Below are 26,319 nucleotides of genomic sequence, written 5' to 3' on the forward strand. Positions count from 1 at the left end.
CAAGTGCCCAAAATAAGCCAAGTTTGAAAAATCAATGTATTTTAAACCCTTTAAGACCTGAATACACATTGTCAGAAGTCGAATCTGAGGTAAAAGAAGTACCAGTCGAAGAGACTGAAGCTGTAGTAGAAGAAACAGAGGCAGTAGTAGAGCAAGTAGAATCAAAGGCTCAACCAGAGACTAAAAAAGAAGGCCCTGAAAAATGGGGAATTGCCCACATTTACAGTAGTTATAATAATACAATTATTCACATGACCGACCTAACAGGTGGAGAAACAGTTTCCATCAGTTCTGGTGGAATTCATGTCAATGCAGACAGATACGAATCATCACCATTTGCTGCAATGAAAGCTGCAAATGCAGTAGTTGAATCTGCAAGAACAAAAGGATTTACAGGATTTCACATCAGAGTTCGCGCTGTAGGTGGAGTTGGTTCCAGAGTTCCTGGTCCAGGTGCACAAGCTGCAATTAGAGCATTAGCAAGAGGCGGATTCAAAATTGGAAGAATTGATGACGTAACACCAATTCCTCATGATACCACCAGAAAGAAAGGTGGAAAAAGAGGAAGAAGAGTCTAGTCAGAAATTTTTATTTTAAGTTCACAACCTCTAGAAATAAAATAATCTGTCATAAATTTTGCAAACTTTTCTGCAGGATAATTTGCTTGATACTTTTCAATCATATCAGAAAACTTTTCTTCTATACCATTTTGTAAATCAGGTTTAAATGCAATTTTAAAAAATGTCCATCCAAATTTTGAAGATGGTTCACTTAGAGCATATCCATTATAGCCACTAACTAAACTTTCCATGTGAGATAATGCTTTTTTGATTGATAACAAATCATCTTCATAATTTTTTGTACCAACTTCTAATACAATATTCATCATTCATCACCAGATGATTTATTACTAAATTTATCACTCAACGAAACAAATTTTCCATCTTGTTCTACATTAATTTTTGTAGCCATCCTGACATTCAATCCAACTGATCTAAACAAGCTCAATAGTTTTCCTCCATCTAGACTTTCATTAATTTCACCAGTTTTAATTAATTCAGATAATTTGTCTACAATCATTTTAGTTTCAGTTGGAAATTGTGATTCAGCATTTTCTAAAACTTCCAATCCTCTAAATCCAAGGATTTTGACAACATGATCTCTAGGATTTTCAGTGATGATTTCTTTTGTAGTTGATGTGGGTTCAGGTTCTTGTTTTGTAGAAATATTTTTCTGCATCTCTGCAAGTCTCCTTGCCTTTAGTCTTTCAAGTTCAGAATCTTCTTCGCTCAACCTTTAATCACACCAATAGGCACTAATTTAGCAACTTTTGTGGCAATTCCCAGATTATGAGATACGTTAACTACAGAATCAACATCTTTGTAGGCTTGAGGAGTTTCTTCCACAACACCATCTCGAGTTAATGCTTTGATAAATATGCCCTTGTCATTGAGTGATTTTTTAACATCATTCTCTGTAAAATTCCGCCTAGCCTTAGATCTCGACATTGTTCTACCTGCGCCATGAGCAGTAGAGCCAAAACTCAAATCCATTGAATTTGGCTGACCAAGTAAAATCCAGCTTGCAGTTCCCATTGAACCTGGAACCAATACAGGCTGACCTAAATCTCGATATCTAGATGGTATTTCATCGCGATTTGCAGGAAATGCTCTAGTTGCACCTTTTCTATGAACTACTAATTTTCGATCTTGGCCATCAACTTTGTGTTTTTCTACTTTAGCAATATTATGAGCAACATCATAAACTAATTTCATATCAAGATCAGATTCAGACTGATTGAAAACACGTTGAAATGAATTTCTAGTCCAATGCGTTAGCATTTGTCTATTACTCCATGCAAAATTTAATGCTGAAAACATTGCTTTTCTATATGACTCACCTTCTTCAGAATTATTTGGAACACATGCAAGTTCCCTGTCGGGTAAATTGATATCATATTTTTCCATAGCTTGTTCAGAAACTCTAAGATAATCACTACATACCTGATGACCAAATCCCCTAGAACCACAATGAATTAAAGTTGTAATTGTTCCTTCTTCAATTCCCATTCTTTTTGCTGCTTCTTCATCATGTATTTCTGCAACTTTTTGAACTTCAAGAAAGTGATTACCAGAACCTAAACTTCCTAATTGAGGTGCTCCACGTTTTCTTGCTTTATCAGAAACTTTGTTTGGATCAGCATTTTGAATTTGTCCATTTTCTTCACAAACATCAGCATCATCTGATGAACCATAACCATGATCAATTGCCCAGTTAACTCCTTTAACTAAAACTTCATCAAGTTCTGAATGAGTAAGTTTTACAGCACCTTTAGAACCTACACCGGAAGGAATTGAGCTAAATAGATCAGTTACAAGTTCTTTTAGTTTTGAACGAACCATATCTTCTGTTAAATTAGAACGAAGTAATCTAACACCACAATTGATATCATATCCAACACCTCCAGGACTAATCATTCCTTCTTCTGCATCCATTGCTGCAACTCCACCAACAGGAAAACCATAACCTTCATGACCGTCAGGTAATACAACACTATGTCCAACTATACCAGGTATAGAAGCAACATTTCGTGCCTGCATGATTGTTCTATCTGAGAGCATTTTCTGCATTAGAGATTCATCAGCATAAATCCGAACTGGAACTTTCATTCCAAGATTGGAATCTGCATCAATTTGATATTGATTTTCTCCAATTTTTCTTGGATTGGTAGAGGACATGAGTATGGGTAAAAATTCCTTTCAATCCAATTTAAATCATCAGGAGATTTGTAAAATAATTTTAAATTAATCAAGATTAATTCTGATGTATGTTAGATGAAGCAATAATCACACAAAAAGCAAATCAATTACTTGCAGAATTAAGATCAAACCCAGATTGGGCAATTGATGAAAAAAATTTCAAACAAGGGTATTTCAAAGCTTTAGAGTGGGTTTTACAAGATACAGGGATTATAGAAAGGTAATTTTGATAATTATTATCAAATACGAGACTAATGATCTAATTTATCTATGATAAAATAAATTCATTCTTTATGGTAAGAAAAAAGCTAACTGAAAAAGAAATTGAAAAACAAAAAGAAGAGCAAAAAGTAAGAGCCAAAGCTTCTCGTGCAGCTAGAAGAAGTGGAAAAAGCATAAAAACTGAAGGAAAAGTTAGCAAAGCAACTGCAAAGACAAAAGAAGTTAGATCATCAAAGAAGGTTGCAGCTGTAAAAAAGAGAACAAGAAGTTAATCATATAGAATTAATTTTATTGGAATAGATTACTCTTGAAAATAGAATACATCATATTTTTTATGCAATGATCTTACAAGTTCACGACATTTCATCCAAAATTGTCTATATTCATGGTCAGTCATCGACCTTCCATGTTCTGAATAGAACCATTGAATAAAAGAATCTTCTAAATAATTAAATGTTTTTTTCTAATTCAATCAAATTCTATTTCACTACCAGGACAGGCTTCTTGGATTTATGGAGAACATAGTTGGAAGTACTACCTAAGAAAATTTCTTTTGCTGCACCCATTCCTCTGGAACCAATTACAATTAGATCAAAATTCTGTTTATCTGCAACTTCAACTATCCTTTTACCATCATCACCATAAGATACTCTATCAAAAAACAAAATTCCTTTTTTGGCTGCCTTCAACTTGGCTTTTTTCATAATTTTTTGAGCGTGTCCTAACAAAATTTTCTCTAATGGAGTAATAGGATCATTTGTTCGTGGTTTTACAATTCCTGCAACATAAAGACCAGTAATAGTAGCATGGGAATCTCTTGCCATGTGAATTGCAACATCAAGACCCCTAAAAGAATTAGATGAACCGTCTAAAGGTACAAGAATTTTTTTAATTTGGATTCCCATGGTAAAATTAATCAATTTTTTAATTTAAAGCAGATTGAGATTATCTAGTATGATTTTCAGCTTTGATATTCTAGAAGATCATAAAATATGGAATTAGACAACATTATGTGTAAAATGACAAATGGAAAAACAACAACTATAGCAGATGTAATGACTAAATCAGTAATTTCAGTAGATGCTTCAATCACAGTAAATGAAGCAGCAAAAATGATGGAAGATGCAAAAGTAGGTGCAGTGATTGTAATGGAAAACAATTCACCAGTAGGAATTGTAACAGACAGAGATTTTTCAGTTAAAGTTGTGGCTCATGCTTATCAAATAACAGAACCTGTAAAACAAATAATGTCATCTCCATTATTTTCAATTAATTCTGATGAACCAATAAGGATTGCAGCAGATTTGATGCACGACAGAGGAATAAGAAAATTACCAGTAATTGATAACGGAAAGGTCGTAGGAATAGTTACTGCAACAGATATTGTGAATTTATTGGCCGTATCAGTAGAGGAAGATATGAGAGACATGTATTTTCATTCAGTAGCAAAAATTTATACAAATTATAGTCCATATAATTAGAAATCATGGTAATTCCAATTATTGTACTTGTGTCAATACCAATTTTTCTTGGAATTGTATACATGCCTCCATATGATCTGCCAGTAGAAGAAGAACCTAGAGAGATTCCAGAAGAACATGATGTGAGTGTATTATACTATATCTTAATGGGGATTTGGACGCTGTATTTAATCAAAATTCTTCTTCAAGTAAAAAGAAAGACATTCAAGGTAACACAGAGGTATTAGTTTGAACACAGCGCCATATTGGAGAAAAAATATTTGTTCAGATTGTAAGAGAGTAAAATGTCAAAAAGGTTGTTTATGTGATTGTCATCAACTAAGAGACAGAATAAATTGAGTTCAGATTTCATGAGTAGATTTATTTTCCATGTATAAAGAATAGAAACATTGGCAATTTTACCTATTGATAATGGTCGATATGGGACCAAGGAAATGATGGAAATTTTCAGTGAACAAAAGAAAGTAGATTATCAATTAGAGATCGAAGGGGCAGCTGCTATTTCCCAAAGTGAGATAGGAATGATCTCAAAGAGTGTAGGTAAAGAAATTCACAGGGCTGCATTATCAGGAAAAATTACTGCAAAAAGAATCAAGCAGTTAGAAGCAAAGAGTGATCACGATACAGCCGCTTTAGTAGAATCACTTAGTGAAAAATGTTCTAAAAATGCAAGACCTTGGATTCACTATGGTCTTACAAGTAATGATTTAGTTGATACAAGTAATTCAATGCAGATGAGAGATGCATTGCAAATTATTGAACCCAAAGTTGCAAAGATGGCATCAATTCTTGCAAAGAAAGCTGTGAAACATTCAAAGATTCCAGCAGTTGGCAGAACACATGGACAACATGCAAGTATTATTTCATTTGGATTAAAATTTGCAAATTGGGCTGCAGAGATGGCAAAGCATGTAGAACGTATTGAAGAGATTAAGAAAAGAATTTTGATTTGTAAAACATTAGGTGTTGTCGGTACAGGCTCACTAATGGGTGCAAAATCACTTAAAGTACAAAAAAGAGCTGCTAAACGATTAAAATTATTCCCAGCAGAAGTTACAACACAAGTTGTTCCCAGAGAAAGATATGCAGAATATGTATTTGAATTAGCATTGATTGGGGCCACTTTGGAAAAAATTGCAATAGAGATTAGAAATTTGCAGAGAACCGAAATAGGAGAAGTTGCTGAACAATTTAAGAAAGGTCAAATGGGAAGCAGTGCAGTTCCAGTAAAAAGAAATCCAATAAAGAGTGAACGTGTATCATCATTATCAAAGTTAGTAAGAAGTCAAGTTGCAGTTGCATTTGAAAATATTCCATTATGGCATGAACGTGATTTATCAAATTCAGCAAATGAGCGATTTGTAATTCCAACTGTATCAATTCTAGTTGATGAAATGTTAGAAACTATGACCAGAATTGTTTCAAACTTGATGGTAAATGAGAAAAGAATAGTAGATAATCTCTACATTACAAAGGGGCAAATCTTTGCAGAGTTTGTTTTAGAGGCCTTAATCAAAAAAGGAATTCCAAGATTTGAAGCATATAGAGATGTTCAGAGAGTAGCATTTGAGGCAAATGACAAAGGAATGTTTTACAAAGATGCAATCAAAAATGATAAAGCATTTTCTTCAAAGTTAACTGAAAAAGAAATTGATGCGATATTCTCACCAGAAAAACACCTTGGTGCATCACCTGCAATTATTAGCAATGTAGAGAAATCAGTAAAGAAAACAGTTCAGAAATTTATCTAGTTTTCAGTAAAGACTTGTGAATTTTAGTACCATATTGTAATGCTTTTTTTCGTTTTGTACAAGAAAGTTCTGGAACATTAACTTCGCTGGCTAATTTTCGAATAATATGTTTGCGATATAGATCTTCTGAATCATGTATTTTTTCAGATATAGGAACAGTTTTTGCATATTCGATAAATTTTTCAGAGAGTAATGGCTGGAGTATTCTTACTCCAAATTCAGATGCAACTAAATTAACAGCCTTCATCATTTTGAGTTCGTTATCTAGTTTAGCAGTCATTACTTCATGGATTTTTGATGCTCCACCAGAAAACGCTTCTCTGTATGCATTATACCCGCAAAATAATTCATCTATCCCATTTGCAGTAATTACAGTATCAAGTCCTAAAGAATTTGCCAGTTTTGAAACATAATGAAAAGCAATACAGTTTTCATTCCAAGATAAATTATCAGTCTTTATTGTTTGATTAATTTTTGAAGAAATGGATGCAAATGTGTCTGGATCAATTTCTAAAATATGATGAGGGTATTTTAGAAATTCATTGACATGTTTTGCAAATAAAATATCATGTGATTCTGAAAATCCAATTGTAAGTAATGTAACATCAAAATCCATGTCTGAGCAAATTTTTGAAATTAATGTACTGTCAACTCCGCCAGAAAAAGCAATTCCAATTTTCTTTACTTTGACAGTTTCAGAGATAGAATTCTTGATATTATCAAGTAATTTTTTGTTCATATCATCCATTTTGGCTTACTCCACAGATTCCATAAAGGGTAATGAATCAATCTTTTAATTTAACATTAAATGCAATACAGTATGATGCGATTATCTCAACTAGATATCGAGGAGCAATTAAAAAATCTCTCAGGATGGAGTGTTGTTAATGAAAAACTACACAAGGAATTTCAATTTGATAGTTTCAATCAGGCATTTGGTTTTATGACCAGAGCAGCAATGGAAATTGAAAAAATGAATCACCATCCAGAGTGGTTTAACGTGTACAATAGAATAACTGTAGAATTGACAACTCATGACGCTGGCGGGATCACAAAAAATGATGTCAATCTGGCTAAAATTCTAAATTCTTTAGCACAGTAATTTTGAAGAATTTCAGGCACGTTCATTACAGAATTTATATTATATCCATAGTCAGTTGACTTCACATGTCTTCAAGTCCTACAATTTTAGATTCAGATTTTAGATATATTGATAAAAAGGGGAATTTGCTCAAAACTAGAACAGAATTAACAGTAGCTCAAATGCTTACATTTCTTGAACAGGATTACGAATACAATCACAAGGTCACCCTAAAGAACGGAACTGAAGTAGTAATTGATTTTAAAACCGAAAAGGGATTGATTGAGGTTATTGATACCGATGAAGATATTGAAAAATACAAACAGGTCAAAGAAGATTTTCCTGAAAATAAAGTAATGGCTATAGGACATGCAAAATATGTTGCACAGATTAAAGAATTACAAGATGTTGTATTCTATGATAAAACTCCACAGACAGGATCTATATTTTTAGAAGATGCATCATTCTCTTTTGATTATGCACATATTCTTCCACTAGTTGAAAAATGTTCTATCCTTCATGGACATACATCTTCTGTGATGGTTGAACTTGTAGGACAAATGAAAGATAATCTTCTTTTAGATTTTGGAGAGGCCAAAAAAATTATCAAAGAAGTAGTCAATGTATTTGATCATAAATTTTTCATAAATAGAAAATATCTAAAGAAAGAAGATGAGTCACATTATCAAATACAGTTTGAAGGTCCAAAAGGAATGTTTGAGTTACAAGTTCCTAAAAATACTACATATCTATTAGAAGGTGAAGCTACAGTTGAAAATCTTTCAAGTGAAATTATCAAATTATTAGTACCAAAAATGCCATCAAATGTAGAAGCAGTAGGTGTTTACATCTATGAAGGTTACAATAAAGGATCTCATATTATTTCAAACATAGAAAGATAGTTAGAAAATGGACCCTAAAATATCAGAGAAAGCATGGAATCCAGAATTAGAAAAAAAAATTCTAAAACAGTGGGATGAAGAAAAAATTTATGATTTTACACCACAAGATGACAATTATACAATAGATACACCTCCCCCTTATCCATCAGGTAGACCTTGGCACATTGGTGCTGCAGCACATTATTCACAAATTGATATGATTGCAAGAACTGCAAGAATGGCAGGCAAAAATGTCTATTTCCCAATAGGAATTGACAGAAATGGACTTCCAGTAGAACTCTACACTGAAAAAAAACACAAGATTCGAATGAGAGAAACAGAAAGAGGGGAATTTCTGAATCTATGCAGAGAAGCACTAGATGATTTAGAAGCTGAAATGATTCTCATTATGAAAAGTTTGGGCCTTAGTGGAGATTTTGCAAATTACTATAGAACAGATTCAGAAGAATACAGAACTCTTACTCAATCAACATTCATTGATTTGTGGAAGAAAGGACAAGTGTATCTTGCAAATAGACCAAACAATTACGATTGGGTATCAGGTACAACAATAGCTGATGCAGAAATAATCTATGAAGATTTACCTACAAAACTAGTTTATATGAAATTCAAAATTAAAGATACAGACAAAGAAATAGTCATTGCAAGTACAAGACCAGAGTTGCTTTGCGCATGTAGGACGATTATTGTAAATCCAGAAGATGAAAGATATTCTCAATATATTGGAAAAAAGATCATTGTTCCAATTACAAATACAGAAGTAGAATTAAGAACTCATCATTCAGCTCAACAAGAATTTGGTTCAGGTGCAGTAATGGTATGTAGCTATGGTGATCAAAACGATGTTGCATTATTTAGAGAATTAGAGTTGGAAGAAATTGTTGCAATTGGATTAGACGGAAGAATGACAGAAGTGGCAGGAGAATATACTGGATTAAAACCAAAACAAGCAAGAACCAAAATCATTGAAGATTTAGAAACAAAAGGATTTTTGGATAAGGTGGAAGATATTGTTCATAGAACACCAGTTTCAGAGAGAAGTAAAACGCCAATAGAAATTATTCCAATGGAAGAATACTATCTCAAACAAAAAGAGGCAGTTGGAAAAATTAAAAAATTAGGAGAAGAAATTACATTTCATCCATCAATGCATAAACAAATTCTAATGAATTGGCTAGAGTCAATCAATATCGACTGGCCAATCTCAAGAAGGAGGTATTATGGTACTGAAATCCCAATTTGGTACTGTAAAAACTGCTCAGAACCACATGTTCCTGAGCCTGGAAAGTACTATAGACCATGGGAGGAAAAGTGCCCAATTAGTAATTGTACTAAATGTGATTCCACTGAATTTGTGGGAGAAGAACGAACATTTGACACATGGATGGATTCTAGCGTATCTCCACTTTTCATTAGTAAATTCAACAGAGACGATGAATTTTTCAAAAAAGTGTATCCTGCATCAATTAGACCTCAAGCAAAAGATATTGTTAGAACTTGGTTATATTATACTCTCCTAAGATGTGAACAACTCACTGGAGAAAAACCTTGGTCTGAAGCTTGGGTAATGGGATATGGTTTGGATGAAAAAGGAATGAAGATGAGTAAAAGTAAAGGTAATGCAATTGATCCTTTACCTGTAATAGAAAAATTGGGTGCAGACACTTTTAGATTTTGGAGTGCAAGTGAAATTAATCACGGATATGACTTTAGATGCAATGAACAAAAAATTGAATCAACTAAAAAATTCCTTAGTAAGTTATGGAATGTGTCAAGATTTTTGTCTAGCTTCCCAGTAATTGAATCAGGTAAACTTTCTGCATCTGATGAATGGATTTTATCTGAATTAGATAAATTAGTCAAAGAATGCAAAAAAGGATATGAAGATTATAATTTCTTCATTCCAGCAATTGCAATTAGAGAATTTACATGGAATGTATTTGCTGCGCATTATATTGAAATGGTAAAAGCCAGAGCATATGGAATCGATTTCTCAGATGAGGAAAGAGATGGTGCAATATTTACACTGCACAAAACTTTATCAACAATTTTAAAATTATTAGCACCAATTACTCCATTCATTACAGAGCATCTTTGGAAAGAATTGTATTCTAAAGAAAGTATTCACAAAGAAAAACATGTTGAGCCAGAAAATATTGAAGACAAAAGTAATGTCACAAAGGAAATTTCTGAATTTAACTCAAAAGTATGGAATGAGAAAAAATCTCAAAATTTGTCATTAAAAGATTCAATTAAAATAGAAATTCCTGAATCATTGGAACCATTCAAAAAAGATTTGAAATCTATGCATAATTTGCTGGATTGAGCCTGATTATACCTGCAAAATACCATTTGTTATCATAAATTGAATTCCTTGAATGAACGCAGTGTCATCTATTTGTCCATCAGCCCACCATCCTGCATTATTTTTAATCCAAGATGGAATTTCGTTTCCAGATGATTCTCCTGATTCAGTTTGAGGAATACTCATTATTTCCTCAGAAATTAGATATTGAATTCCTTGAATGAACGCAGTGTCATCTATTTGTCCATCAGCCCACCATCCTGCATTATTTTTAATCCAAGATGGAATTTCAGGTTCTAAAGAAAATGGATTTAGTGCATCAGTACCAATAATGCCAATCACAGAATCACCACTAAAAAATGGAATTACAAGTGTTCTAGAATCAGTTGTTGATTCTATTTCAGCATAATCAGTTTCAAATCCATCTACTAAAACAAAAAAGACATCATCAGATGTATCAAATTTTGAGTCTAAAAGTGAACGGGGGATGGTGATTTCAACAGTACCATCAGATGTTGTATCCATAGTAAGAATTAATTCAATAAAATCAGGATCTAAAAAGATTGTATCTAGTACTCCATTTTCAATTGTATATTCAACATCAAATGAATCAACTGAGACAATACCTGTATCACCATATGAAAATTGCGAAGACAGTGGAAGTATAGATAGTGATAGAATTAATGTGAAAATTAAGGATTTGTGATTTTTCAACATTATCGATCACCAGTAGAAATTCCATCATTTAGTGAAATGCTAAAGTGATTTCCATCGGCATCATCAGTTGTATCATCAGTTGTATCATCAATGGATGAAATTGTTTTACTCAAAGTTCCTGTGCCATCAAGGAACCACATTCCAGAGATTTTACTTTGAGGATCTAAAATAGAAACTTGTGATGAACCATCTATTTCACGAATAGGAGAATCAGCATTTAGTGAAATTTTGAGTGTAGAATGAACTTCTTCAAGTACATCATCTTCTAAAAATGCAAGAATTACAAGAGAATCTTTTGAACCAGAATCCCCAGAAGATGTGGTTCTAGCTTTTCCAAAACCACAATTGAAAGGAACATCATCTACAACAATTCTACATTCTTTTAATTCAAGTTTAAGATTGGACTTACCTTTATCAAATGTATTAAAAATCATAAATCCTTCAAGAGTAGATGATTGTGTTTTATCATGAATTCCTCTTGCAGTAACAGAATCAAACACTAACTCATAAGTTTCAAGTGAACTTGAAGTACCGATTTTATCTCCCAAATAATTACCATCACTAATTTTGTCAAGGATTTTTTGTGTTCTTGAATCTAATTTTTCTTGTTTTTCTTGTAATTTTTTACGAACATCTTCAGATTTTTTACCAATTTTATCTTCTAGTTTTTCTATTTTAGCAGAAAATTTATCAACGTCACCTGTAAAACCAGATTCAATTTTATATTGATATTTTTCTTTGATTTCACGTAACTTTTCTTCATATTTGTTAATTTTCTTAGATAATTTCTCTTCAAGTTTTTTTCTATCAGAATCCAACTTGGCTTGTTTTTCTTCTAGTTTTTGTTTTCGTTCTTCAGCTTTTTGTTTTGCTTTTTCTTGTTTTTCTTCTAGTTTTTGTTTTCGTTCTTCAGCTTTTTGTTTTGCTTTTTCTTGTTTTTCTTCTAGTTTTTGTTTTCGTTCTTCAGCTTTCTCTTTTTCCTTTTCTGTCTTTTCTAATTGTTTTTTGTATGCTTCTGAATCTTCTCTGCTGACAGATAGATTATCTTCAGCAAAAGAATCATTTATTGAAAATAGACCGAAACCACCCATCAAAATAGAGGCTAAAATACCAAATAAGACAAAATTTTTGTTCATTTTAAAAGCTCGACTAAACTATAGTTAAAAAGAATTGCTCAGGATTCATAGTTTTGTAGTTTAATTTTTTGAGGTATTTACAAGATTGATGAAATATTTGTGAATTGCAGTATCTTCAGTTAATTCAGGGTGAAATGCAGTTCCGATAACATTTCCTTTTTTGATTGCAACAATACGATCATTAAATTTTGACAATACTTCCACATCTGAACCAACATCAGAGACAGATGGTGCTCTAATGAAAACTCCATTGAATTTTGGAATATTTATTGAATCTAAAGATACATCGGATTCAAATGATTCTTTTTGTCTTCCAAATGAATTTCTCTCTAATTTAATATCAAAAATATCCAATAACGGTTGATCAGTTTTACCAACAACACGATCATCTGCTGTATTTGATAACATAATCATGCCAGCACAAATTCCAAGTACAGGCATACCATTTTGGATTTTTTCTTTTAGAATCTTAAGAGAACCGTTTACTAATGATAATTGGCCAATAGTGGTGCTTTCTCCCCCTGGAATAATCAAACCATCTATTTGTGAGATTTCTTCAGGGGTTCTTACATCTATTACTTGTACATCAATTCCTAATTCATCAACAGCAGTTTTTGCGGAGATAAGATTTTCTTGGACATCTCCTTGAATGGATAATACACCAACAGTAAGACTCATGCTGAACCACCACGATCTTGCATACGTAATTCTAAAGTGTTAACATCTAATCCAATCATGGATTGTCTTTCATCAATCATTTTTTGAGCCTCTTTGACTTTATCAGATTCATTCCAAAAAGTAGTAGCTAAAACAATTGCTCTTGCTCTCTCTTTTGCATCATCTGAATTAAAAATTCCAGATCCTACAAAAATGCCATCACAGCCAAGAGACATCAGATATGCTGCATCAGCAGGTGTAGCAATTCCACCAGCTGCAAAATTCACGACCGGTAATCTGCCTAGTTTAGCAGTTTGTTCAACAATATCATATGATACTTTGAATTCTCTTGCCATTCTAACTAAGTCTTGATTATCGCCAGAATCATAAATTGATTTTATTGTTCTTAATTCATCATTTACTTTTTTGATATGTTTGATAGCTTCTGCAACATTTCCAGTTCCAGGTTCTCCTTTTGTTCTAATCATTGAAGCGCCTTCTTCAATTCTTCTCAAAGCTTCTGCCAAAGATCTCGCACCATTAACAACTGGAGTAGTAAAATCCCATTTCCAAATGTGACGAAGTTCATCAGCTGGTGTTAAAACTTCAGATTCATCTATCATATCAACATCAGTTTCTTGTAGAACTAGTGCCTCATTGACATGTCCAATTCTACATTTTGCCATTACAGGAATCGTAACTGAGTCCATTATTTCTTCAATAATTCTAATACTTGCAGTTCGTGCAACTCCACCAGCTTTTCTAACTTCAGATGGAAGTTTGTCTAAGACCATTACTGAAACTGCACCAGCTTCTTCAGCAATTTGAGCTTGTTCTACAGTTGTTACATCCATTACAACTCCATTTTTTAGCATATGTGCAAAACCTCGTTTTACAGTAGATGAACCGCGTAAAGTATCAATAGAATTTAATTTATCTGAAACTATTCCTTTTGCATCTTTTCGTTCACCAGATAATGGAAGCATGTTCTAATTTTTCCTAAAGACTATTTGTATCTATTCACTAAATTCAGACATAATCAAATCAAGTTCTGATTCAACCATAGTAATTATTGGTGGAATAAAATCCTCTGTGACATTTTGTTGAGGCCAATGAATTTGATTTACTTTCCCATTAAGAGTAACTTTGACATTAGATTTTTGGTATTCTGTTGCATTATCCATTATTGCAAATGATTCAGAAGGAATTGCAATGAAACCAGTTTCTTTAATCAATGCTTTAATTTTGTTAAGTTTTGGTTCATCTAATTTTGAACGTATATCAGGACTAAGATATCCATTTTCAGTTACTGAATATTTCAATTCACCATCATTTTTTATGTATAGAATTTCAGTTTTTTGTGCACCAATTCTTTCTGTAACACCATACGAAATTTTCTTTAATTGATGTTTAGTGTATTCAATTTCAAGTCTATCAGTATAATTTGAAGCAGATGTTGGAATTTCATTTTTTAATATTAACGGAGTAACAAGTAACAAAGCTGCAATTACAGGAATAGCACCTAAAACTAAGTAAACTGTTTTTACCATTTCACTGCAAATACTGCTAATTTGCAAATAAATCTTAGTAATAGTTAAAATTCAAGCAGAATATTTCGGTTCTTGTGGGTCTGTAGCCTAGCCTGGTAGGGCGATGGTCTCCAAAACCATCGATCGTCGGTTCAAATCCGATTGGGCCCACCATTATTTTATTATCTATTTCTCAAAACATTAAGAGCAGAACCAGCTTTGAACCACTCTATCTGAGCTTGATTGTAAGAGTGATTTAACATAATCTCATCTTTGATTCCATCAGAATGTGAAATTACACATTTGACTTGTTTATCAGGTTGAATATTTTTTAGATCAAGTAAACTAATCTTATCATCTTCGAGAATTTTTTCATAATCATCAGGATTACTAAATGTCAAAGCTAAGATGCCTTGCTTTTTCAGATTTGTTTCATGTATTCTTGCCAAACTTTTTGTAATTACTGCAGCACATCCCAAAAATCTTGGAGTCATTGCTGCATGTTCTCTACTACTTCCTTCCCCATAATTTTTATCCCCAATTATTACCCATCTCATTTGATTTTCTTTGTATTGTCTAGCAATGCTTGAAAAAGATTCAATGTTATTATTTAGAATATTTTTGCCCTCGCCTACTTTATCATTAAATGCATTTACAGCACCTAATAGCATATTATCACTTAGATTATTCAAATGACCTCGTAATGATAGCCATGCACCGGCTGGAGAAATGTGATCAGTAGTACATTTTCCTTTAGCTTTTACCATAATCGGAATATCTTCAAAATCTTTACCATCCCATTTTGGAAATGGCTCTAAACGTTGCAGTCTCTTACTATTAGGATCAATTATGACTTCAACGTCATCAGAATTAGAAGGAGGTGCAACAAAAATGCCATCAGGTCTCATGAAACCTTCTTCAGGTACTTCAGGAGCAGGTTTTGGTGGTTCAAGTTTGAATTTTGTTCCATCAGATGCAATTAGATCATCCTTTAATGGATTAAATGATAGTTTTCCACCTAATGCTAATGCAATAATCATTTCAGGGCTGCCAATAAAATTAAGAGTATTTCTACGTCCATCATTTCTTCCAGGGAAATTTCTGTTAAATGTAGTTACAATAGTATTCTGTTGATCATTTTCTAATTCAGGTCTATTCCATTGACCAATACAAGGACCACATGCATTTGCTAAAACAGTTGCACCAATATCTTTTAGAGAATCCATTTGTCCATCTCTCTCTATAGTTCCACGAATTTGTTCAGAACCAGGAGTAACAAGTAAAGGGATTTTTGCTTTGATTCCTTTTGCTTTTGCTTGTTCAGCTATACTTGCTGCTCTTGACATGTCTTCATATGATGAATTAGTACAGCTTCCCATCAATGCAACAGAAATTGGATCAACATAATCTTTTGATACTACATCATCAGATAATTCTGAAATAGTTCTTGCCAAATCAGGTGTGTGAGGTCCAACAATATGTGGTTCTAATGTTGAAAGATTGATTTCAATTACTCTATCAAAGAATTTTTCAGGATTATTTTCAACTTCAGAATCGGCAACAAGTGATTCTTTGTTTTGATTAGCCAATTCAGCAATATTTTCTCTGTTTGTATATTTTAGATAAGTTTCCATTCGTTCATCATAAGGAAAGAGAGAACATGTTGCTCCAATTTCAGCTCCCATGTTTGTAATAGTTGCTTTTCCAGTACAACTGATAGATTTTGTTCCAGGTCCAAAGTATTCAACAATTGCATTTGTACCTCCAGATACTGTTAATTCATCAGCAACTTTCAAAATGATATCTTTAGGTGCCGTCCATCCATTAAGTTCGCCAGTAAGTTTAACGCCTATTCTTTTAGGATAAAGTAATTCCCAAGGCATGCCAGCCATAGTTTCAGCAGCATCTAATCCACCAACTCCAATAGCAATCATGCCAAGACCTCCAGCATTTGGAGTATGAGAATCTGTACCAATCATTAGTCCACCAGGGAATGCATAATTTTCAAGAACAACTTGATGAATAATTCCCGCACCGGGTTTCCAAAATCCACATCCATATTTTGCACAAGCTGATTGAAGAAATTTGAAAACTTCACTATTTTCATCAAGAGAAACTTTCATGTCTATATCTCCTTGAACTTCTGCTCGAATAAGATGATCACAATGTACAGTTGTAGGTAGAGATGTTTGTTTAAGTCCTGCTTGCATAAATTGAAGCATTACCATTTGACCTGTAACATCTTGTAATGCAACTCTATCTGGTTTTAAAAATACATAATCTTTGCCACCTGAGTATACAGTCTCATCAATATTGTTGAAATGCCCAGATAAGATTTTCTCAGTTAAAGTTAATGGTCTTCCTACAATATTTCTATATTTTACAATATTTTCTTTTAATTTCAAATAAACATTAGAAACAAGTTCTGAAGTTGTATCAGTTTCCATAATATGCGATAAATTTATCCCGAATTTAATATTTGCAATTAAAAAATTCAGAAAATTGTTTCAATAGGCATGTAAATTCTTAACAATTATAAGCCAAAAGCAGCTTTTTAATACAGTGTTGGGGAGTTGCAGGTTTTCTAAAATGAGGTATAATTATGGTCAATAAAGGATTTCCAAAATTTGGAATGTCACAAGCAGGAGCATTTGTTGCCGCCCTAAAAAATTACAATTTACCAGATTTCATTTTAGTATTAGTTGCAAAAGAGTGTAAATCTGAACTTTTGGAAAGAGGAAGAATTGATGATAGATTACAAAGTATGAATGATGATGCTTTAGAATTATTGCATAAAGTTTTTGTCGGATGTGAAGAAGATGATGCTGGAAAATATGCTCAGTATAGATTCTATGCATATGTATCTAGCATGTATCACAAATGTGAAGTAATTGTTAATGATACCATTCCTGGAGTGTCAGGTAAAAATCACAAAATTCCTGTTGCAGTTAAAAATAATGGCATGTACATTGCTGTTGCATACAATAAAGCAACTGGAAATCCAGTTAACAAAAAAGAAACTACTAGATTTTATGACATGGTAGATGACATCAAAAAAGGTGATCACGGAACAATGTTAACTGATGGAATTTACGGTTCTTCAGTTGGATTTAGAGGGGATGCATTAGTAGAACTTGAAACATTAAGTAAATCAAGAAATGATGATCCTGAAAATAAATTAGATTTTAAAACTGCAAATTTTGAAAATAATATTTATTCAGTTACAAAATGTTAACTGTAAAAATTTTATTGTAAATTAAATTGTGTAGTATCCATTGTTAGAAACATAGGTTTACCATCAGTTTTTTTAAAATCTTCACCATATTGTTCGAATTCTAATTGTTCAAAGAGATGTTTTGTCCACACATCATGAACATCTTGAATGAATTTTTTATGTCCTTTAATTCTCAACATTTCATGAATTAATTCGTGAGATACAGTAGTACAATTCTTTTCTGCAAGATACAAAGTGTCATTAGATTCTTTTGGAGTTTGCCAAAATACCATTCCAAAATTTTCAGCATGGTATCCTTCACAGGTACAATCAGTCCACCAAGGTTTGAAATGAGTTAGATAGAAATGAAAAACATCCTTTCCTCGTTGTTCATGATCACGTACAAGTGTGTGTGTATCAAGACGTTGAAGAATACTTCTAGGTTTAGTTATCATCTCATCACATTGAATTTCATATTCTTGACCAAACTTTTCCTTTAGCCAAACTTGATAAAATTTACTCATTTTTTTAACATATTCAAATTCAAATTGTCGTTTTTCACGATCTTCTTCAGGTACTACAAAAATAAAATGTAGAATCATAATAAGAAAAAAGGGTGTTTATGTTTGACCTTCAATACCCATCAAGGTAAGAGTTGAACGAATCTTTTCAATTTTTCGGATTTTCCAAGTAATTGTTTCTCTAAGTTTTTCAACAGTATCAGATTCGATCTTGGCCAAAATATCGTATGCACCAAAAGTTCCATGAACTTCCTTAACACCTTCCAAGCCCTTTAGTTGCTGAATAATAGCTTCTTCAGAACCCAATTCACAGTTTATTAAAACATAAGCTGTTGCCATACAGAAATTAAATAAATCGACTATATCAATAAAGCGATTATTGTTAGTTTTGAGACATCTTTAGGATAGCATCCCAGATAGCCTTTGGAACAGGCATTACAGACAATCTTGAAATTCTAATCAACTCCCAATCTTTGAATTTTTTCTCTTTTTTCATCTCATCAAGGGTCACTGGACGTTTTAATGATTTTTTGTATTTTACATCCACCACTATGAAACGTTCTACATCTTCTTTTGGATTTGGATATGGTTTTGAAGTCACTTGCATGATTCCTACAGCTTGCCTTTCATCACCGGTATGATAAAACAAAACTAAATCCCCAGATTTCATTTCTCTCATATGTTTTAGTGCAAGATTGTTATGAACACCATCCCATACAGTGGTTTTTTCTTTTTTTAGTTGCTCAAAATTATATCCTCTTGGGCCACTTGGTTCTTGTTTTGCTAACCAATAATTTACCATTAAATTTTCTGTAGAATTATCGTGGTTTAATGTTTTTGAAAAAGAAATGTTCCCCGGTTCTGACTCGCACAAAATCATTGGTCATAGCCATACGCCTCCTCGCGTTCTAAAACCGGGGTTGCCCATAATGTAGCACGCCTGGGTGAATTAGAAATCACTGGTATCATTACGATCGACTCATCCTAATCCGTCTGCATGCCTGCTCTTGGGCGCATAACGATAATCATACTCCTACTAAAAACCATTGAAATTTTTATTCAAAAAAATGAATTTATTTAAAAATAAATTTCGTGACAAAATATCATTTTTGTGGAACTCAAAAATGAAACGCTTTTTTTTGTTGGAATTTCCCTGTTAATTTTGGGGTTAATGATCATAATTTTCGATTATCCTCAAATTCAATTTCTTGATGAAGTAACATCAAATCAAGATTATGGATATCTTGAAATTTTAGATATACATGAAAGATTAAAAATTGAGATTTCTATTGGAATGGGATTTGTAATTATAGGAATAGTTTTGTTGATTATTTCATTTCTCAAGGGATTTAAGAACAGAATCAGACAATGAAATTTCAAACCCTACAACGGGTACACGGATTTTATAATTTTCAATAATCTTTGAATCAATTTTTCCAATGACACCTATTGGAATATTATTTAGAAGAACTGTTGCACAGTGACCTTTTTCAAAGGTAGGATTAGTGCTGGTTTTTGTTTCAATTTGAACATCAAATCCAATGTTCAATGCAGATTGAAGAATTGATTTAATTTCTGTAAAATTAGCATCTTTGTGGGCACTAATTCCTGAGAAATTAATTTTTTCAGAAATAGGATTATCAATATTAAAGATGGTTCCAGTCTCAAACATTTTTTGAGGATATGATTCATGAATATTTCTAGAAAGATTTTCTAATAATCCAGGAAGAATAGAGTCACGTAAAATTGTGTGTTCTTGACTTTTTGAATCCAATACAGAAATTACTTTTGTAGAATCCCTGTTTGTCATATCATATAATACTCGTTTGCTGGTTAAACTAGAATTCAATGCTTCAAGATATCCTAATCCAATCATTGTTTTGTCTAATGATTTTAGTTTGAGAGATATAGGATTAATTTCTCCAACAGTTTGAGAAGGAGTTAATGTAGGTTCAAGATTTTGAATTCCATAACCTAATGCGACTTCTTCAACTAAATCCATTGATCCAAAAATATCAAATCTATATGCCGGAACAGAACAAACTACGTTATTTCCTTTAGAGGATGCATCCAAACGGGATTTTTTCAAACATGAAATGATTTTAGGAGTTTTCAAATCCAATCCAAGTGTCTGGTTGATCAAGGATGAATTAACTGAAAGTTTTCTTGAATCAAATTTAGGTGAAGAGTTTTTAGATCCTGTAATATTTACTGATTCGAGTGAAAACCCTGCACTTTGTAGCATTGTAGCGACTACAGATAACATATCTTCAGCATCGTCTTTATTAATTCCAGTTACCTCTACGAAGAGATTTTTTGTTTTGGTAGTAACAATAGTTACGGCTGCATTAATTATAGGAGGAAAAGAGACAGTATTTCCATCATCATCTAAAATTAATGGAACTTTAGAAGATTGTCCCAGTAAAGGACCATAATCTTTTCCAACATCGGTATTTATCAAAATTTCTGAAATAGGAACTTCTGTTTCAGAATTTAGCGGGATGAATTTATGATTTCTATTTGTAGTAGTGTAAATGAGAGGAAATGAAATTTTATCAAGATCATGAATGCCGATTGAAGATTTCTTTCTCTTCCTACCTATTCCAAAATGAAGATCCTCTTGCATTGTCATTAATTGTTTGATAGTTTTATCATCGATTTTTCCATTTTTAGCTATAATTCCAGTTACAAATGGTCGAATTTTTGATACATCAGGTTTAACAGAAATTTTGTAGTTGTTTGATTTTTTTATTTTGAGTTTTACTGAACCAGTTTTAATTCCCAGTAATCCTTGTAATCCAAGTGCAATTCCAAAATCAGTAGAGTAGTCAGGCCTATTTGGACTATATTCAATTCTAACTAGATCTTTATCTTCAGATTCAATATCCAATCCAAGAAATGGTAAAGAATCAGAAATTTGTTTTTTTGATACTTTCCCAACTAATTTTTGAAGGCGAGAATAAGATAATTCGACTACTGGCATTTTGTAGTACTCCTTAACCATCCTAGATTATTATTGTAAAATTCCCTTACATCATCTAGATCATATTTTAGCATGGCAATTCTTTCAATACCTCCACCCCAAGCTAAAACAGGTTTAGTGATTCCAAGAGGTTTAGTTACTTCTGGTCTAAAAATACCCATACCAAATAATTCAATCCATTTTCCTAACTTTTCATTGTATACCATTGTTTGAAGAGAAGGTTCAGTATATGGGAAAAAGGTTGGCCAAAATTTTATTTTAGTAATTCCTATTCGTTTGTAAAATTCACGTTGAATTCCCATCAAGTTTCTCAGATTGGCATCTTTTCCAACCACTACCCCTTCTATTTGGTTAAATTCAACAAGATGTTTGTAGCTAACTTTTTCGTTACGGAATACTCTACCTAATGAGAAAATCCGTGCCTCGTCAGGTTTCTGTTCAGCTAAGTGTTTGATTGTAACACATGTTGTATGGGTTCTCAAAACCATTTTTCTTGCTTCGTTAATATCCCATTGATATCGCCAATTCTTTTTGTGAGACTCAGAAACTTTTCTAATTTGTTCAGGAGTTCCAATTTTTTTAGCATTTATTTTATCTAGATAAAATGTATCTTGTAATTCTCTTGCAGGATGATCTTGTGGTGTAAATAACGAATCAAAATTCCAAAAGCTTGATTGAGTCATGTTACCAAGAATTTCAGAGAAACCAAGTGTAACGAATATTTCTCGAATTTCATCTATTGTATCTTTGAGAGGATGTGTTCTTGCTACAAAAATTTCGGGAACTTTTGCTTCAACATCAATTCCCCCAGTGGAGTCAGAAAGAATAATTGATTTAGCAGAATCAGATAAAGTAATTTCTTGAGTCTTTAATACATCCTCAATAATAAAATCAGGTCGTTTCAAAAGTGTGGATAAATCATCTACATCAACTTTATCTTTGGATAATTTTCCATTTCCAATTAATTTGAGAGTTTTTTCTCCAGGTAGTTCAGATGGAGAATTTTTAAGATTGATTTGATCATTTGATGCTTCAACCCAATTATTTTTTCTAGCTAAACCCATTGATGGTCCAAAGACAAAACCTAATTCTTTTTGTAAATCAGATAATTTTTTTGGGCCATTCTTTAGTAGATTTAATAATCTTCTTTCAGGCAATCCTTTTTCAAAAGATTCAATTCCATTTTTACCCAAACTAATAACACTTGATTTTGATTCATTTACAATTGCCAATTCTTTTAATCTAAGCCACTCAATTCCTCGTCGAATTTGATCAGGTGAAAGTTGTGTTGATTTTTCAAGAGATGCAGGAGTTTGTTTGGAAGTATCTCTTAGAGAAGTGATAATTTTTTTTTCAATTTCATGAAAAACTTGCGACAACAGCAAAGAATCCGAAAAAGACTTTTTAAACCTTAACCTAAGTCAAGATGAATGTCAGCTGATGACTTTATTGTAACTCCTTGGCATGTAGAGGGGGATATTGACTATGATAAATTAATCAAGCAATTTGGAACAGAGAAAATTACTTCTGAATTATTAGACAGAATCAAGAAAATTACTGGAGAAGACCATTTTATGCTTAGAAGAGGCGTTTTCTTCTCCCATAGAGAAATGACTAGAATATTAGATGAATATGAAAAAGGTAACAAATTCTTTCTATATACTGGAAGAGGACCATCTGGACATACACATATTGGACATTTGGTACCTTGGATGTTTGCAAAATGGCTACAAGAAAAGTTTGATGTCAACATGTATTTCCAACTTACAGATGATGAAAAATTCTTCTCAAAACCAAATCTCACTTTGGAAGAAACAAAAAATTTTGCATATGAGAATGCTTTAGATTTTATTGCTTTAGGATTCAAACCAGAAAAAACTAAGATTATTATCAATACAAGAAATATTCAAACACTTTATCCAATTGCAGCTCAAGTAGCAAAAAAAATTAATTTTTCAAATACAAAAGCAACATTTGGATTTACTAATGATACAAACATTGGAATGATTTTTTACACATCTCTACAATCTGCTCCATGTTTTATTGAAGATAAGCCAGTATTGATTCCACTAGGAGTTGACCAAGATCCACATTTCAGACTAACTCGTGATATAGCACAAAAAATTGGAAAACAAAAACCTGCATTGATTCATAACATAATGATTCCAGCATTAGAAGGTCCAGGGGGAAAAATGTCAGCATCAGACAACAAGGGTACAGTTTACACAACAGATTCTCCAGATGTTGTTAAAAAGAAAATTAACAAACATGCATTTTCAGGTGGACAGCCAGATATTGAACAACATAGAAAGCTTGGTGGAAATCCAGACATTGATGTGTCATATCAATATCTTAGAATATTTTTTGAACCAGATGATCAAAAATTAAAAACAATTTATGAAGATTATAAATCTGGAAAATTACTTTCAGGAGAATTAAAAGCAATATTGATTGAAAAAATTAATGCATTTCTTGCAGTTCATCAAGAAAACAGAGAAAAAGCAAAAAACCAGATAGACCAATTCTTGTTTGAAGATAAATGAAAATCCAAATCACATGTGAAGATAAATACGAGGCTCAAAAATTAGCCAGCCTTATTTTCATCAAAGAAGGAAAAGAGACATACATTACAGGAATTCTAAACGTTGTTAAAAATGAGTTAGTAATTTCATTGAAGGATAAATCAGCTCACAGTATATTACTCAAAAATGAGGATGAAGTTGAAAATTTTGCAGATTTTATTCAGTCAGTAATCGATAAGGAACATACGTTAATTTCCACCAAAATTAATGAGTATGTTGTAGAAATAGTCAAAGAGTAGTTCTATAGATTAAGGAAGAAATACCCAGTTACAATTCCAACAACCGCAATTAGAGATACTCCTAATGCCTTGAAATCACTATTCATGAATTAATTTTAAAATAATTATAATTAAAGTGTTAACAAATTCTCAAAGATGATTTTACTATCTATCTAGGAAAATATTTACTCTTTTTTGATTTTGGTCTTGATTTATCTTCAGTTCGTTTTGGTGTAGGTTCTCTTATTTGATTACAATTTAGGCAAAATACCTTTAATTCTTCTCTAGCACGATCTGGTGCTGAAATATATTTTCCCCATGAAGCAGCATCACCACCACGACCTGAATTATCTGAAGTGACATCATCAGAAATTGGACTAATTCCTAATGCTCGTTCATCTTTAAAACCACAATTGGAACAAATTTTTCCTCCCAAAATTTCATATAATTTTTCTTTAATAGTTTCAAAAAATTTGTCTGAACCACCTGAAAAGAAACTCTCTTGTTTTCTCAAAAATTTGTCATTTCGTGGTTTACTAGATCTAGAATTACCTCTACTAGATTCTCGTCGAGATGAATTTCGTGAACCTCTGTCATCTCTTGAATATCTTGAACCTCTATCATCTCTTGAATATCTATCATTTCCTGAATCTTGTGGTTTGTTTTGTCTGAAACAATCACTACAGTAAACAGGTTTGTTACTTCTTGGAACAAATGGAACTGTACATTCATCACCACAATCAGCACAAGTTACAGTTGTGGATTCATCTCTACGGTCATTTCGTGAACCTCTGTCATCTCTTGAATATCTTGAACCTCTATCATCTCTTGAATATCTATCATTTCCTGAATCTTGTGGTTTGTTTTGTCTGAAACAATCACTACAGTAAACAGGTTTGTTACTTCTTGGAACAAATGGAACTGTACATTCATCACCACAATCAGCACAAGTTACAGTTGTGGATTCATCTCTACGGTCATTTCGTGAACCTCTGTCATCTCTTGAATATCTTGAACCTCTATCATCTCTTGAATATCTATCATTTCCTGAATCTTGTGGTTTGTTTTGTCTGAAACAATCACTACAGTAAACAGGTTTGTTACTTCTTGGAACAAATGGAACTGTACATTCATCACCACAATCAGCACAAGTTACAGTTGTGGATTCATCTCTACGGTCATTTCGTGAACCTCTGTCATCACCAGAATTTCTAAAAGAACGAGATGTTTTGTTATCTCGTCTGGAATTTCTTCCGTCTGTTTTTCCATCAGAATACTTTGATTTGTAGAGTTCCATTGATAGAGAATTTGTAATCAATTGGTTATAGATACTTAGAGCTTTGATTTGTGCCTAGAATAAAAAAATCACATTAAACTAGAGATTTGTCCATCTCAATTGACATTATTTCTTGTACTTTGAGAAAATAGAGTTTTGTCGAATATGGCATATCATCCAAATTATTGTCTACTACAATCATAAAATATCTTACAGCACGTTTTGAAATATCTAAATTAAATTTCATTGTTAAAACAGGATCTTGGTGCACTTTGATTTTATCTTGAAGCCAAGGAGGGGCCATCTCAATAGTTTCTTTGATAATTTTATCATACCAATATGACAAATTTTGAGGATGTAAACCCTGTTTGAGGTTAGATACATCAGTATCAATTTTTTTCATCATGTGATTAATGATTGCCATGAGGCTCAATCCAAGAATTTTGTTTTATTCCAATTACTCAAAGTTCGGTAAGCTATTTGTCAATTGATAGCAAGTTTCCATCAGAGTCAATTTCTGAGTTTTTGATTCGGGTGGTTGAAATTCTTGTTCCATCCTTTGCCAGAAACATAGGAACAGTGACAATTTGAACATGGGGGAGGTTTTTCTCAGATCTTAATTCATTTAGTTTGTTCCCTTGATTGCTTGTTTCATCACTGACAACTAAAGCCTCAACTTCTTTTTCCAAAACTGCAGGTCCAAAATCATTTTCCAATTTACTAATTTGAAAAGAATTGTCAGGAAATTCTTTTGAAATAATATTTGTCAAATTTTCAAAACGTTGATCATAATTGTTTGTGGGGATTTTGCCTTTTTTTGATGCAAATTCATCACTAGTTAGACCAATGATTACTTTATCGGCAATATCAAATGCATTTGAAAGTAATTTTAGATGACCTTTATGAATAATATCAAAAGTTCCACCCGTTGCAACAAGAGCATATTTTGACATACAAAGTAACAGTATTCTTTGAAAATAAATCT

At 32.5% G+C, this 26,319-nt stretch carries 31 protein-coding genes, 1 tRNA gene and 1 pseudogene; 14 read left to right on the plus strand and 19 right to left on the minus strand.

What is annotated here, in order from left to right; translation table 11 throughout:
* Nucleotides 1-68 precede the first annotated feature (68 nt).
* Complete coding sequence (locus tag C5F47_RS07910; RefSeq protein ID WP_179360546.1) at nt 69-578, plus strand: 30S ribosomal protein S11; 510 nt, start codon at nt 69-71, stop codon at nt 576-578.
* Here C5F47_RS07910 and C5F47_RS07915 read toward each other — a convergent pair.
* From C5F47_RS07915 to C5F47_RS07925, 3 genes are read right to left on the minus strand one after another with little or no spacing between them, the layout of a single operon-like run.
* Nucleotides 575-886, minus strand: a complete 312-nt coding sequence (locus C5F47_RS07915; RefSeq protein ID WP_179360547.1) for a hypothetical protein — start codon at nt 884-886, stop codon at nt 575-577. The two genes, C5F47_RS07910 and C5F47_RS07915, sit on opposite strands and share 4 nt — an antisense overlap.
* Entirely contained in the window at nt 886-1,293 is a 408-nt protein-coding gene (locus C5F47_RS07920) for a DNA-binding protein (protein WP_179360548.1), read from the minus strand. Before C5F47_RS07920 ends, C5F47_RS07915 begins: the two co-directional genes overlap by 1 nt.
* Complete coding sequence (locus C5F47_RS07925) at nt 1,290-2,738, minus strand: RtcB family protein (protein ID WP_179360549.1); 1,449 nt, start codon at nt 2,736-2,738, stop codon at nt 1,290-1,292. The genes C5F47_RS07920 and C5F47_RS07925 overlap by 4 nt, the downstream gene beginning before the upstream one ends.
* Before the next feature lie 89 nt (nt 2,739-2,827).
* Between C5F47_RS07925 and C5F47_RS07930 the strand changes: the two genes are divergently transcribed.
* Both C5F47_RS07930 and C5F47_RS07935 read left to right on the plus strand, forming a co-directional pair.
* Entirely contained in the window at nt 2,828-2,983 is a 156-nt protein-coding gene (locus tag C5F47_RS07930; protein WP_179360550.1) for a hypothetical protein, read from the plus strand.
* Nucleotides 2,984-3,052: 69 nt separating this feature from the next.
* Nucleotides 3,053-3,253 (plus strand): hypothetical protein, encoded by a 201-nt coding sequence (locus tag C5F47_RS07935; RefSeq protein WP_179360551.1) that lies wholly within the window; start codon nt 3,053-3,055, stop codon nt 3,251-3,253.
* Nucleotides 3,254-3,460: 207 nt separating this feature from the next.
* On the opposite strand, the gene C5F47_RS07940 is transcribed toward C5F47_RS07935, so the two are convergent.
* The gene (locus tag C5F47_RS07940) at nt 3,461-3,886 is read right to left on the minus strand and encodes a universal stress protein (protein WP_179360552.1); all 426 of its coding nucleotides are present in this window, start codon (nt 3,884-3,886) and stop codon (nt 3,461-3,463) included.
* Nucleotides 3,887-4,000: 114 nt separating this feature from the next.
* On the opposite strand from C5F47_RS07940, the gene C5F47_RS07945 reads away from it, so the two are divergent.
* From C5F47_RS07945 to purB, 3 genes are all read left to right on the plus strand, one after another.
* On the plus strand, nt 4,001-4,462 hold the full coding sequence (locus tag C5F47_RS07945; RefSeq protein ID WP_179361826.1) for a CBS domain-containing protein: 462 nt from the start codon (nt 4,001-4,003) through the stop codon (nt 4,460-4,462).
* 5 nt (nt 4,463-4,467) lie between these two features.
* A complete protein-coding gene (locus C5F47_RS07950; protein WP_179360553.1) occupies nt 4,468-4,689 on the plus strand; it encodes a hypothetical protein in 222 nt (73 codons plus the stop codon).
* Nucleotides 4,690-4,851: 162 nt separating this feature from the next.
* Nucleotides 4,852-6,213, plus strand: a complete 1,362-nt coding sequence (purB, locus tag C5F47_RS07955; protein ID WP_179360554.1) for an adenylosuccinate lyase — start codon at nt 4,852-4,854, stop codon at nt 6,211-6,213.
* Here the strand turns inward: purB and C5F47_RS07960 are convergent.
* Complete coding sequence (locus C5F47_RS07960) at nt 6,206-6,961, minus strand: asparagine synthase C-terminal domain-containing protein (RefSeq protein ID WP_179360555.1); 756 nt, start codon at nt 6,959-6,961, stop codon at nt 6,206-6,208. The genes purB and C5F47_RS07960 overlap by 8 nt on opposite strands.
* A 72-nt stretch (nt 6,962-7,033) precedes the next feature.
* Between C5F47_RS07960 and C5F47_RS07965 the strand changes: the two genes are divergently transcribed.
* From C5F47_RS07965 to C5F47_RS07975, 3 genes are all read left to right on the plus strand, one after another.
* Nucleotides 7,034-7,315 (plus strand): 4a-hydroxytetrahydrobiopterin dehydratase, encoded by a 282-nt coding sequence (locus C5F47_RS07965; protein ID WP_179360556.1) that lies wholly within the window; start codon nt 7,034-7,036, stop codon nt 7,313-7,315.
* A gap of 65 nt (nt 7,316-7,380) precedes the next feature.
* Entirely contained in the window at nt 7,381-8,196 is an 816-nt protein-coding gene (locus C5F47_RS07970) for a 6-pyruvoyl trahydropterin synthase family protein (protein ID WP_179360557.1), read from the plus strand.
* 7 nt (nt 8,197-8,203) lie between these two features.
* Nucleotides 8,204-10,522 (plus strand): valine--tRNA ligase, encoded by a 2,319-nt coding sequence (locus tag C5F47_RS07975; protein WP_179360558.1) that lies wholly within the window; start codon nt 8,204-8,206, stop codon nt 10,520-10,522.
* 6 nt (nt 10,523-10,528) lie between these two features.
* On the opposite strand, the pseudogene C5F47_RS09685 reads toward C5F47_RS07975, so the two are convergent.
* The 5 genes and pseudogenes from C5F47_RS09685 to C5F47_RS08000 form a co-directional block, all read right to left on the minus strand.
* Nucleotides 10,529-10,792 (minus strand): annotated as a pseudogene (locus C5F47_RS09685) (peptidase); the annotation flags it as partial.
* A gap of 425 nt (nt 10,793-11,217) precedes the next feature.
* Nucleotides 11,218-12,354 (minus strand): hypothetical protein, encoded by a 1,137-nt coding sequence (locus tag C5F47_RS07985; protein ID WP_179360560.1) that lies wholly within the window; start codon nt 12,352-12,354, stop codon nt 11,218-11,220.
* 60 nt (nt 12,355-12,414) lie between these two features.
* A complete protein-coding gene (pdxT, locus tag C5F47_RS07990) occupies nt 12,415-13,032 on the minus strand; it encodes a pyridoxal 5'-phosphate synthase glutaminase subunit PdxT (protein ID WP_179360561.1) in 618 nt (205 codons plus the stop codon).
* Nucleotides 13,029-13,997 (minus strand): pyridoxal 5'-phosphate synthase lyase subunit PdxS, encoded by a 969-nt coding sequence (pdxS, locus tag C5F47_RS07995; RefSeq protein WP_179360562.1) that lies wholly within the window; start codon nt 13,995-13,997, stop codon nt 13,029-13,031. The genes pdxT and pdxS overlap by 4 nt, the downstream gene beginning before the upstream one ends.
* Nucleotides 13,998-14,027: 30 nt before the next feature.
* Nucleotides 14,028-14,561, minus strand: coding sequence for a hypothetical protein (locus C5F47_RS08000; RefSeq protein ID WP_179360563.1), 534 nt, complete (start codon nt 14,559-14,561; stop codon nt 14,028-14,030).
* Between the two features lie 76 nt (nt 14,562-14,637).
* Between C5F47_RS08000 and C5F47_RS08005 the strand changes: the two genes are divergently transcribed.
* Nucleotides 14,638-14,714: transfer RNA gene (locus C5F47_RS08005), tRNA-Trp, on the plus strand.
* Nucleotides 14,715-14,722: 8 nt separating this feature from the next.
* Here C5F47_RS08005 and C5F47_RS08010 read toward each other — a convergent pair.
* Entirely contained in the window at nt 14,723-16,987 is a 2,265-nt protein-coding gene (locus tag C5F47_RS08010; RefSeq protein WP_179360564.1) for an aconitate hydratase, read from the minus strand.
* A gap of 155 nt (nt 16,988-17,142) precedes the next feature.
* Between C5F47_RS08010 and C5F47_RS08015 the strand changes: the two genes are divergently transcribed.
* The gene (locus C5F47_RS08015) at nt 17,143-17,775 is read left to right on the plus strand and encodes a hypothetical protein (protein WP_179360565.1); all 633 of its coding nucleotides are present in this window, start codon (nt 17,143-17,145) and stop codon (nt 17,773-17,775) included.
* 11 nt (nt 17,776-17,786) lie between these two features.
* Here the strand turns inward: C5F47_RS08015 and C5F47_RS08020 are convergent, their stop codons facing one another.
* Genes C5F47_RS08020 through C5F47_RS08030 form a run of 3 tightly spaced genes read right to left on the minus strand, consistent with a single transcriptional unit; the run spans nt 17,787 to nt 19,077 of the window.
* On the minus strand, nt 17,787-18,356 hold the full coding sequence (locus tag C5F47_RS08020) for a hypothetical protein (protein ID WP_179360566.1): 570 nt from the start codon (nt 18,354-18,356) through the stop codon (nt 17,787-17,789).
* Nucleotides 18,357-18,374: 18 nt separating this feature from the next.
* A complete protein-coding gene (locus tag C5F47_RS08025) occupies nt 18,375-18,614 on the minus strand; it encodes an Lrp/AsnC ligand binding domain-containing protein (RefSeq protein ID WP_014963852.1) in 240 nt (79 codons plus the stop codon).
* Nucleotides 18,615-18,657: 43 nt separating this feature from the next.
* Nucleotides 18,658-19,077 carry an EVE domain-containing protein gene (locus C5F47_RS08030; RefSeq protein WP_179360567.1) on the minus strand — a complete coding sequence of 140 codons (420 nt, stop codon included), beginning with the start codon at nt 19,075-19,077 and terminating at the stop codon, nt 18,658-18,660.
* 369 nt (nt 19,078-19,446) lie between these two features.
* Here C5F47_RS08030 and C5F47_RS08035 point away from each other — a divergent pair, with 369 nt between their 5' ends.
* The gene (locus C5F47_RS08035) at nt 19,447-19,647 is read left to right on the plus strand and encodes a hypothetical protein (RefSeq protein WP_246271224.1); all 201 of its coding nucleotides are present in this window, start codon (nt 19,447-19,449) and stop codon (nt 19,645-19,647) included.
* Here C5F47_RS08035 and pheT read toward each other — a convergent pair.
* Together pheT and pheS are read right to left on the minus strand one after the other, a co-directional pair.
* Nucleotides 19,609-21,258: a phenylalanine--tRNA ligase subunit beta gene (pheT, locus tag C5F47_RS08040; RefSeq protein ID WP_179360569.1), complete on the minus strand. Its 1,650-nt coding sequence runs from the start codon at nt 21,256-21,258 to the stop codon at nt 19,609-19,611. The two genes, C5F47_RS08035 and pheT, sit on opposite strands and share 39 nt — an antisense overlap.
* Nucleotides 21,249-22,637 (minus strand): phenylalanine--tRNA ligase subunit alpha, encoded by a 1,389-nt coding sequence (gene pheS, locus C5F47_RS08045; RefSeq protein ID WP_179360570.1) that lies wholly within the window; start codon nt 22,635-22,637, stop codon nt 21,249-21,251. Before pheS ends, pheT begins: the two co-directional genes overlap by 10 nt.
* A 51-nt stretch (nt 22,638-22,688) precedes the next feature.
* Between pheS and C5F47_RS08050 the strand changes: the two genes are divergently transcribed.
* Both C5F47_RS08050 and C5F47_RS08055 read left to right on the plus strand, forming a co-directional pair.
* On the plus strand, nt 22,689-23,801 hold the full coding sequence (locus C5F47_RS08050) for a tryptophan--tRNA ligase (RefSeq protein ID WP_179360571.1): 1,113 nt from the start codon (nt 22,689-22,691) through the stop codon (nt 23,799-23,801).
* Nucleotides 23,798-24,079, plus strand: coding sequence for a hypothetical protein (locus C5F47_RS08055; protein WP_179360572.1), 282 nt, complete (start codon nt 23,798-23,800; stop codon nt 24,077-24,079). The genes C5F47_RS08050 and C5F47_RS08055 overlap by 4 nt, the downstream gene beginning before the upstream one ends.
* 148 nt (nt 24,080-24,227) lie before the next feature.
* Here the strand turns inward: C5F47_RS08055 and C5F47_RS09690 are convergent, their stop codons facing one another.
* The 3 genes from C5F47_RS09690 to C5F47_RS08080 are packed head-to-tail and all read right to left on the minus strand — an operon-like array spanning nt 24,228 to nt 26,287.
* On the minus strand, nt 24,228-25,376 hold the full coding sequence (locus tag C5F47_RS09690) for a CxxC-x17-CxxC domain-containing protein (RefSeq protein ID WP_246271087.1): 1,149 nt from the start codon (nt 25,374-25,376) through the stop codon (nt 24,228-24,230).
* A gap of 52 nt (nt 25,377-25,428) precedes the next feature.
* Nucleotides 25,429-25,758 (minus strand): hypothetical protein, encoded by a 330-nt coding sequence (locus C5F47_RS08075; protein WP_179360573.1) that lies wholly within the window; start codon nt 25,756-25,758, stop codon nt 25,429-25,431.
* 52 nt (nt 25,759-25,810) lie between these two features.
* A complete protein-coding gene (locus C5F47_RS08080; protein ID WP_179360574.1) occupies nt 25,811-26,287 on the minus strand; it encodes a phosphopantetheine adenylyltransferase in 477 nt (158 codons plus the stop codon).
* Between the last annotated feature and the right edge of the window lie 32 nt (nt 26,288-26,319).

The sequence above is a fragment of the Nitrosopumilus cobalaminigenes genome (genome assembly GCF_013407145.1).
GTDB classification, from domain to species: domain Archaea; phylum Thermoproteota; class Nitrososphaeria; order Nitrososphaerales; family Nitrosopumilaceae; genus Nitrosopumilus; species Nitrosopumilus cobalaminigenes.

Coding starts and splice junctions, on each gene's coding strand:
- C5F47_RS07915 (WP_179360547.1), bottom strand. CDS start 886: ATGAATATTGTATTAGAAGTTGGTACAAAAAATTATGAAGATGATTTG.
- C5F47_RS07925 (WP_179360549.1), bottom strand. CDS start 2,738: ATGTCCTCTACCAATCCAAGAAAAATTGGAGAAAATCAATATCAAATT.
- C5F47_RS07930 (WP_179360550.1), top strand. CDS start 2,828: ATGTTAGATGAAGCAATAATCACACAAAAAGCAAATCAATTACTTGCA.
- C5F47_RS07935 (WP_179360551.1), top strand. CDS start 3,053: ATGGTAAGAAAAAAGCTAACTGAAAAAGAAATTGAAAAACAAAAAGAA.
- C5F47_RS07940 (WP_179360552.1), bottom strand. CDS start 3,886: ATGGGAATCCAAATTAAAAAAATTCTTGTACCTTTAGACGGTTCATCT.
- C5F47_RS07945 (WP_179361826.1), top strand. CDS start 4,001: ATGACAAATGGAAAAACAACAACTATAGCAGATGTAATGACTAAATCA.
- C5F47_RS07950 (WP_179360553.1), top strand. CDS start 4,468: ATGGTAATTCCAATTATTGTACTTGTGTCAATACCAATTTTTCTTGGA.
- C5F47_RS07960 (WP_179360555.1), bottom strand. CDS start 6,961: ATGGATGATATGAACAAAAAATTACTTGATAATATCAAGAATTCTATC.
- C5F47_RS07965 (WP_179360556.1), top strand. CDS start 7,034: ATGATGCGATTATCTCAACTAGATATCGAGGAGCAATTAAAAAATCTC.
- C5F47_RS07970 (WP_179360557.1), top strand. CDS start 7,381: ATGTCTTCAAGTCCTACAATTTTAGATTCAGATTTTAGATATATTGAT.
- C5F47_RS07975 (WP_179360558.1), top strand. CDS start 8,204: ATGGACCCTAAAATATCAGAGAAAGCATGGAATCCAGAATTAGAAAAA.
- C5F47_RS07985 (WP_179360560.1), bottom strand. CDS start 12,354: ATGAACAAAAATTTTGTCTTATTTGGTATTTTAGCCTCTATTTTGATG.
- pdxT (WP_179360561.1), bottom strand. CDS start 13,032: ATGAGTCTTACTGTTGGTGTATTATCCATTCAAGGAGATGTCCAAGAA.
- pdxS (WP_179360562.1), bottom strand. CDS start 13,997: ATGCTTCCATTATCTGGTGAACGAAAAGATGCAAAAGGAATAGTTTCA.
- C5F47_RS08000 (WP_179360563.1), bottom strand. CDS start 14,561: ATGGTAAAAACAGTTTACTTAGTTTTAGGTGCTATTCCTGTAATTGCA.
- C5F47_RS08010 (WP_179360564.1), bottom strand. CDS start 16,987: ATGGAAACTGATACAACTTCAGAACTTGTTTCTAATGTTTATTTGAAA.
- C5F47_RS08015 (WP_179360565.1), top strand. CDS start 17,143: ATGGTCAATAAAGGATTTCCAAAATTTGGAATGTCACAAGCAGGAGCA.
- C5F47_RS08020 (WP_179360566.1), bottom strand. CDS start 18,356: ATGATTCTACATTTTATTTTTGTAGTACCTGAAGAAGATCGTGAAAAA.
- C5F47_RS08025 (WP_014963852.1), bottom strand. CDS start 18,614: ATGGCAACAGCTTATGTTTTAATAAACTGTGAATTGGGTTCTGAAGAA.
- C5F47_RS08030 (WP_179360567.1), bottom strand. CDS start 19,077: ATGGTAAATTATTGGTTAGCAAAACAAGAACCAAGTGGCCCAAGAGGA.
- C5F47_RS08035 (WP_246271224.1), top strand. CDS start 19,447: ATGATCATAATTTTCGATTATCCTCAAATTCAATTTCTTGATGAAGTA.
- pheT (WP_179360569.1), bottom strand. CDS start 21,258: ATGCCAGTAGTCGAATTATCTTATTCTCGCCTTCAAAAATTAGTTGGG.
- C5F47_RS08050 (WP_179360571.1), top strand. CDS start 22,689: ATGTCAGCTGATGACTTTATTGTAACTCCTTGGCATGTAGAGGGGGAT.
- C5F47_RS08055 (WP_179360572.1), top strand. CDS start 23,798: ATGAAAATCCAAATCACATGTGAAGATAAATACGAGGCTCAAAAATTA.
- C5F47_RS08075 (WP_179360573.1), bottom strand. CDS start 25,758: ATGGCAATCATTAATCACATGATGAAAAAAATTGATACTGATGTATCT.
- C5F47_RS08080 (WP_179360574.1), bottom strand. CDS start 26,287: ATGTCAAAATATGCTCTTGTTGCAACGGGTGGAACTTTTGATATTATT.